Genomic DNA, 6,987 nt, shown 5'->3' with positions numbered 1-6,987 from the left:
TCGCGCTACACTTAGCAGCAGTCGGTCTAATTGGCCTTTCGGTTATTATCTTGGCAACCGCATTTACTGGAGTCATTGAAGAACACTCAATGGGTAAAGCTTTTGAAGAAGCGCTTCCGTTTACCGCACTATTAGCCGTGTTCTTCGCTGTTGTGGCGGTCATTATTGACCAGCAATTGTTTAAGCCGGTTATCGATGCGGTACTTCACGTGGAAGACAAAGGCACACAACTCGCTCTGTTTTACGTAGCGAACGGCTTACTATCCATGGTGTCTGATAACGTATTTGTTGGTACGGTATATATCAACGAAGTCAAAACGGCATTGATTGATGGAATCATCTCTCGTGACCAGTTTGACCTACTAGCGGTCGCTATCAACACAGGTACTAACTTGCCATCTGTTGCGACGCCTAACGGCCAAGCGGCCTTCCTGTTCCTACTAACATCTGCCCTAGCCCCACTAATTCGCTTGTCATATGGCCGCATGGTTATCATGGCACTACCATACACTATCGTACTGGCTTTAGTTGGCTTAGCAGGCATCGTATTCTTAGTCGAACCTATGACAGCATGGTTCTATGACGCAGGATGGATTGCCCATCACGTTGGTGACTTAACTCCTGCAGTCTCAGGTGGCCATTAATTGACAATAATTTAAAGTTTTAGTTGATACCGAAACTTTTCCAAGCTAAAAAGCTCTGAATATTCAGAGCTTTTTTATTACAGGATATCTGCGTGAACATTCTATCCACTTTAAAGACTTTTTCTACAGGGCGACTCTCTTGGTTGTTACTATTGACGAGTGTCCTCCTTTTCGAAGCTTGTGCGCTATTTTTTCAACACGTCATGATGCTTGCACCTTGTGTTATGTGTATTTATGAACGTGTCGCTATGTTGGGACTAGGTGCGGCTGCCATCGTCGGTTTAATTGCTCCAAGCAATCCTATCTTCCGCTGGGTTGGTTTTGCGGCTTGGGGCGCGACTGCATACCAAGGCTTACTCCTTTCCCTTGAGCACGTTGACTACCAGTTCAACCCATCACCATTTAAAACCTGTGATTTGTTCGTCACCTTCCCAGATTGGGCACCACTCAACCAGTGGGCACCATGGCTGTTCGAAGCGTACGGCGATTGCAGTAAGATAGTTTGGCAATTCCTAGACCTGTCGATGCCTCAGTGGCTAGTGATCATCTTCGCGGGTTACTTAATTGCGCTAGTACCCTTTGTCATCGCACAGTTTGTGAAAGAGAAATAGCGAGCAACGAACAGAAAAACAAAGGGTTGACGTATAAACGTCAACCCTTTGTTTTTATTACCGTCATCCTCAAGAGGGAGGAACGACTGTGTTGGGGATCTCTTCGAACAAGTGGAACAGCTTCCGGAGATTCCTTACTCGCTCCTTCGTCACTCTAAGGAATGACAGTTTTGTCCAACGGAGACAGTCCGGTCTCGATTCTCGGACCGCAGTGTTCTCGAAGGGCAAAGCCCGTTCCCACCCCCTAATTCATCTCACGCCCTGGAGCTGGAGCCAATACTTCACGGTTACCATTGTGACCAGGAGCGCTAACAATGCCCTGAACCTCTAACTGCTCGACAATACGTGCAGCACGGTTGTAGCCGATCTTAAAGCGACGCTGAACGCCCGATACTGAACCACGACGGGATTGCACTACGTGCTCAACCACTTGATCAAATAGCGGGTCCATATCTTCTTCCCCTTCAGGCTTCTCTCCAGGCAGAAGCGCCTCAGGGCCTTGGTCACCATTGGTAATCTCATCAATGTAGTTTGGCTTACCACGGGCTTTCCAGTTATTCACCACTGCGTGTACATCGTCATCAGAAGCAAACGCACCGTGAACACGAATCGTATGGCTAGAACCCGGTGGTAAGTAAAGCATGTCACCCATACCCAATAGCGATTCTGCGCCACCTTGGTCAAGAATGGTCCGCGAGTCAGTTTTAGTCGATACCGTAAAGGCAACACGAGTTGGAATATTCGCTTTGATCAAGCCAGTAATGACGTCCACCGATGGACGCTGAGTGGCTAGGATGAGGTGGACACCTGCTGCTCGAGCTTTCTGTGCGAGACGGGCAATCAACTCTTCTACCTTTTTACCCACCACCATCATCAAGTCGGCAAACTCATCGACAATCACAACAATGTAAGGCAGTTTCTCAAGCAACGGTGGCTCTTGGTCCATACTGTCACCCGGCTGCCAAAGTGGATCATGGATAGGGTGACCCGCTTCTGCTGCCATTTTTAGCTTATCGTTAAAGCCTTTGATGTTACGAACACCAAGTGCTGACATCAGCTTGTAGCGGCGCTCCATCTCTCCCACACACCAACGCAGTGCATTGGACGCATCCTTCATGTCGGTAACTACTTCAGAAAGAAGATGAGGAATCCCCTCATAGACCGACAGCTCAAGCATTTTCGGGTCAATCATGATAAAGCGAACATCTTCCGGTGTTGCTTTATAGAGCATACTCAAGATCATGACGTTGACGCCCACTGACTTACCTGAGCCTGTCGTACCGGCAACAAGTACATGTGGCATTTTAGACAGGTCGGCTACCACTGCCTCGCCAGCAATATCTTGACCTAGTACCACAGTTGTTGGCGATTTAGATTCAATAAACTGTTGACTGCCGACGACATCGGAGAAAAACACCGTTTGGCGACTCATATTCGGCAGCTCTAGACCAACATATGGTTTACCAGGAATAACTTCGACGACTCGCACTGCCATTGCTGAAAGCGAGCGAGCTAAGTCCATTGACAAGCCAGAAATTCGGCTTACTTTCACACCTGGCGCTAAATCCAACTCAAAACGAGTGATAACAGGGCCAGGGAAAATATCCACCACCGTAGCCTGAATCTTATAATCAGCCAATTTAGCCTCAACCAAGCGAGCAATATGTTCTAAGGCTTCACGATCAATAAAGTTCTCACGCTTTTCTGGATGGTATAGCAGCTCAAGAGTCGGCATTGGCTCAACAGGCTTCGGCAGATTCGGCTCTTGCTGTACTAGGAATGGGTTCTGTTGTGCGGCAACCTTCGCTTGTGCCTCTGCGACCAAGTTGTTAAGCGCCGCTGCGTCTTCATCTTCTGGAACGACTTGCGCCGTACCCGCTACCACCTCTGCGTCTTCTACCACCTCAAAGGATGAAATCACTGGCTCATGATAATCGTCTTCTGGCTTGATATCCGAAGAGATTTGCTCCAACTCAGAGCTCGAAATCGAAGGCTGGGCAACCTGCTCTTCTACAACCTCTTCGTTCCAAGGTAGATCCGTACTTTCAATCGTTGGTATCTGTTGTTCTTCCGTTGGTACATGCTCAGCCTGAGCTTGATCGATTGACGCTTCAGGCTCAGCTAGGTTTTGTTCTTGGCCTGCAACTTGAGGCAGCTCTTCACCACTCATCGCTGCGCGCTCTAAGTCTTCAATTGTTGCGCCCAAGTGTTTGTTACGTTCGAAGTCAGGCTCAGCGGCTTCTTGCCCAGAATAGACAGAGGCACTCTGTTCAAAAGCAGGTTGAGCAGCACTCTCTTGCTGAGCTTGTGCTGTTGAGACAGCCGCTACGCCTGCCACCGCTTCTGGAATATGAATGTTAAAGCGTCTTTGCTCAGGACTATTGCTCTGTACAGGCTCTTCGCTCGCGTCTTCATCCCCTCCAGAGGTACTTGGCTGCTCGTCATAATCACTGAGGTCAGGTTGCAGAGTTTCATCTTCACGCCCTCTTAGCTTGTTAAATATGGATGTAACACCACGCGTAGCGCACTCGCCAATCCAATCAACAATAGATAGCCAAGAGATGCCTGTTAACAACGTAAAGCCTGCTCCCCATAGGAACAGGAATACTAAGGTCGAACCGAGGGTATTAAGTGTTGGCAAAGCTAAGCTGGTCAGCACATCCCCTATCACACCACCAGACGAGAAATACCAGATGTCATCAAAATTGATATCAGCCAGACCACAGCTAGTAAGAATTAGAATCGTAAGGCCAAGAAGACGCGTCCCCCACAACATGAAGTCGATAGGGTCATCTTCCTCTCTGTTTCTTAACATTGCCCACGCAGTACCTGTAAGCACAAATGGAATAACATAAGCCAAAGAGCCAAAAACAAAGAAAAGAGTATCAGCTAGCCAAGCACCTACAATGCCACCTGCATTGTTGATATCCCCCCCCCAAGCGGTTTGGGACCAAGAAGGGTCAGCGGCGCTAAACGTCGCCAGTGCGACCGCTAGCAAAATTGAAATCAAAACAATCACGATCAAACTGCATTCTTTAAGGCGCTGAGGACCGCTCAGGCGGGACGGTGAAGTTGCCTCCCCCGTTTTAATGATCGTTTCTACTTTATTTTTGTTCTCTTTGAACATAACCAACTTTATCTTTGTAAAAGCACCAATCAGTAGACACATTACTCTGATTAGCTAGGAAAAAAATAGTCCGAGTGGCATCACCACTCGGACTATCGATTTAACCATATCAAAGACCAAAACCCAATTGCTTAAAGTCAGAATATAGAAAGCTATTAAGACTTTAATGCAGAAACTCAAACTTGAGTTAGCGAGTTTTGATAACCAACTGATTAGTTTGTTTTACTTCTTCCATAACCACGTATGTACGGGTGTCATTTACCCCAGGTAGACGTAGAAGAGTGTCACCTAGCAATTTTCGGTACGCACTCATGTCTGACACTCGAGTTTTCAGCAAGTAGTCAAAATCACCAGAAACTAAGTGACACTCTTGAATGTCATCTAGCTTCTGAACTGCGGTATTAAATTGTTCAAATACATCCGGTGCACCACGGTTGAGAGTGATTTCTACAAACACGAGTAGTGATGCATCTAAGTATTGCGGATTCAGCAACGCTGTATAACCCGTAATGTACCCCTGACGCTCTAATCGGCGCACACGTTCCAAACACGGTGTAGGAGAAAGACCCACACGTTTTGAAAGTTCTACATTCGAAATACGACCATCTTTCTGCAACTCATTAAGAATGTTGCGATCGATACGGTCTAGATCCTTGGACGGCTTCTTATCGTTGTCTGCCATTTTTTATTCCACCTTATTACTTCCTTGCAAAAAAATATACTACAACTTTTTAATATTCAGTATCAAATTTTATCCAACCATATCTATACTAGACATTAATTCGACAGAATTACCCTACAAACAGTTAATGTAACTGACATACTAAATACAACCAATATAAAATGAGGAATCAGGATGATTATTGGCGTACCTAAAGAAATCAAGAACCACGAGTATCGTGTTGGCATGATTCCAGCGAGCGTTCGCGAGCTAGTGTCTCAAGGTCACCAAGTTTTTGTTGAAACTAATGCCGGTTCGGGCATCGGTTTTTCAGACGATGATTACATCGCTGTAGGCGCATCCATACTTCCTACCGCTGCTGACGTTTTCGCGCAAGCAGAAATGATTGTTAAGGTTAAAGAACCTCAAGCTGTCGAGCGAGCTATGCTTCGAGAGGGGCAAATATTATTTACTTATTTGCACCTAGCACCAGATTTTCCACAAACTGAAGAGCTAATCAAGAGCAAAGCTGTCTGTATAGCATATGAGACTGTAACAGATAATATGGGTCGCTTGCCACTACTTGCGCCAATGTCTGAGGTCGCAGGCCGCATGTCTATTCAAGCAGGTGCACAAACTTTAGAGAAATCTCACGGTGGACGCGGCCTTCTACTTGGTGGTGTACCAGGTGTTGAGCCTGCAAAAGTTGTTGTTGTCGGCGGTGGTGTTGTGGGTGCAAATGCTGCACGCATGGCGGTAGGACTTCGTGCTGATGTCACTATCTTAGATCGCAACGTGGATACTCTGCGTCGTCTAGACGAAGAATTCCAAGGTCGCGCAAAAGTGGTTTACTCTACAGAAGATGCTATTGAGAAGCATGTTCTAGAAGCTGACCTAGTTATCGGTGCAGTTCTAATCCCAGGTGCCGCAGCACCTAAACTAGTAACAAAAGAGCACATCGCTAAAATGAAAGCTGGCGCGGCAGTTGTCGACGTTGCAATCGACCAGGGTGGTTGTTTTGAAACTTCGCACGCAACCACCCACGCAGATCCAACTTACATTGTTGATGACGTAGTTCACTACTGTGTCGCTAACATGCCAGGCGCGGTTGCTCGTACTTCTACGTTTGCACTAAACAACGCTACGCTGCCTTACATCGTTAAACTTGCCAACAAAGGCTATCGTGAAGCACTTCTAGAAGACAAAGGCTTCCTAGAGGGCCTAAACGTTATCCACGGTAAAGTGACGTGTAAAGAAGTCGCAGAAAGTTTTGATCTAGAGTACCTAGAACCCACAGAAGCGATTGCAATGTTCAACTAATGTTGAAAGTTAATTGATATGAAACGCTCACTTCGGTGGGCGTTTTTTATTGAGTGGCGAGTGGCGAGTGGCGAGTGGCGAGTGGCGAGTGGCGAGCAATTATCGACACATCGCTTGCTGTGCCAACGCTTTAACTAGAAACTCGCAACTCGTCTCTTAGCTTAGAACCAACGCTCCAACGCAGATTTATCAAGTTGACGAAACGCTCGGTTAAGGATCTGAGCCAGCTCTTTATATCGAGGACGAGACTTCATTGGCTCTAAAGCGAAGCCACTGTCTGCGATTTTTTGATGGATTTCTCGATACCAACCAGCTAGTGCAGGTGGTAATTGGGTGTTAGAACGGTTGCCTAACCACCACATACCTTGAATCGGCATGCTAATCGCAAATAGAGCGATGATGACGGCTTGTGGCATTGATTGGTAATTGTTGAACGCCATCTGAGTCAAGACACTGATTGCGGCAATCGCTGGCATCACTTTTACCCCGAAACGCGTTGCCTTAATAATACGCTGTTCAGGGAATAGTAAATTGAGCTCTTTGCGCATTGGCCAAGTATCCATGTACTTTTGGCCATCACGAAGGCTGTGAACTAAACCGACTTTATTACTCATAGGGCTCTCT

Annotated in this window: 5 protein-coding genes and 1 pseudogene; 3 read left to right on the top strand and 3 right to left on the bottom strand. The window is 46.7% G+C overall.

All coding sequences use genetic code 11. The features are described 5' to 3' along the window. Both QTO00_RS11645 and dsbB read left to right on the top strand, forming a co-directional pair. Positions 1-644: pseudogene (locus tag QTO00_RS11645) on the top strand (sodium/proton antiporter); the annotation flags it as partial. A gap of 92 nt (positions 645-736) precedes the next feature. Continuing rightward, complete coding sequence (dsbB, locus tag QTO00_RS11640; protein WP_331424963.1) at positions 737-1,255, top strand: disulfide bond formation protein DsbB; 519 nt, start codon at positions 737-739, stop codon at positions 1,253-1,255. Between the two features lie 244 nt (positions 1,256-1,499). Here the strand turns inward: dsbB and QTO00_RS11635 are convergent, their stop codons facing one another. Then, positions 1,500-4,382: a DNA translocase FtsK gene (locus QTO00_RS11635; protein ID WP_331424962.1), complete on the bottom strand. Its 2,883-nt coding sequence runs from the start codon at positions 4,380-4,382 to the stop codon at positions 1,500-1,502. A 187-nt stretch (positions 4,383-4,569) separates the two neighbouring features. Then, on the bottom strand, positions 4,570-5,064 hold the full coding sequence (lrp, locus tag QTO00_RS11630; RefSeq protein ID WP_038207124.1) for a leucine-responsive transcriptional regulator Lrp: 495 nt from the start codon (positions 5,062-5,064) through the stop codon (positions 4,570-4,572). A gap of 174 nt (positions 5,065-5,238) precedes the next feature. On the opposite strand from lrp, the gene ald reads away from it, so the two are divergent. Further along, positions 5,239-6,363: an alanine dehydrogenase gene (gene ald / locus QTO00_RS11625; RefSeq protein ID WP_331424961.1), complete on the top strand. Its 1,125-nt coding sequence runs from the start codon at positions 5,239-5,241 to the stop codon at positions 6,361-6,363. 161 nt (positions 6,364-6,524) lie between these two features. Here ald and yfbV read toward each other — a convergent pair whose 3' ends face one another. Next, positions 6,525-6,977 (bottom strand): terminus macrodomain insulation protein YfbV, encoded by a 453-nt coding sequence (gene yfbV / locus QTO00_RS11620; protein WP_331424964.1) that lies wholly within the window; start codon positions 6,975-6,977, stop codon positions 6,525-6,527. Positions 6,978-6,987: the final 10 nt, after the last annotated feature.

The sequence above is a fragment of the Vibrio sp. M260118 genome (genome assembly GCF_036533755.1).
Classification (GTDB): Bacteria; Pseudomonadota; Gammaproteobacteria; order Enterobacterales; family Vibrionaceae; genus Vibrio.
The sequence above is the reverse complement of the archived record's forward strand: the minus strand, read 5'-3'. Positions and strand labels throughout refer to the sequence as shown.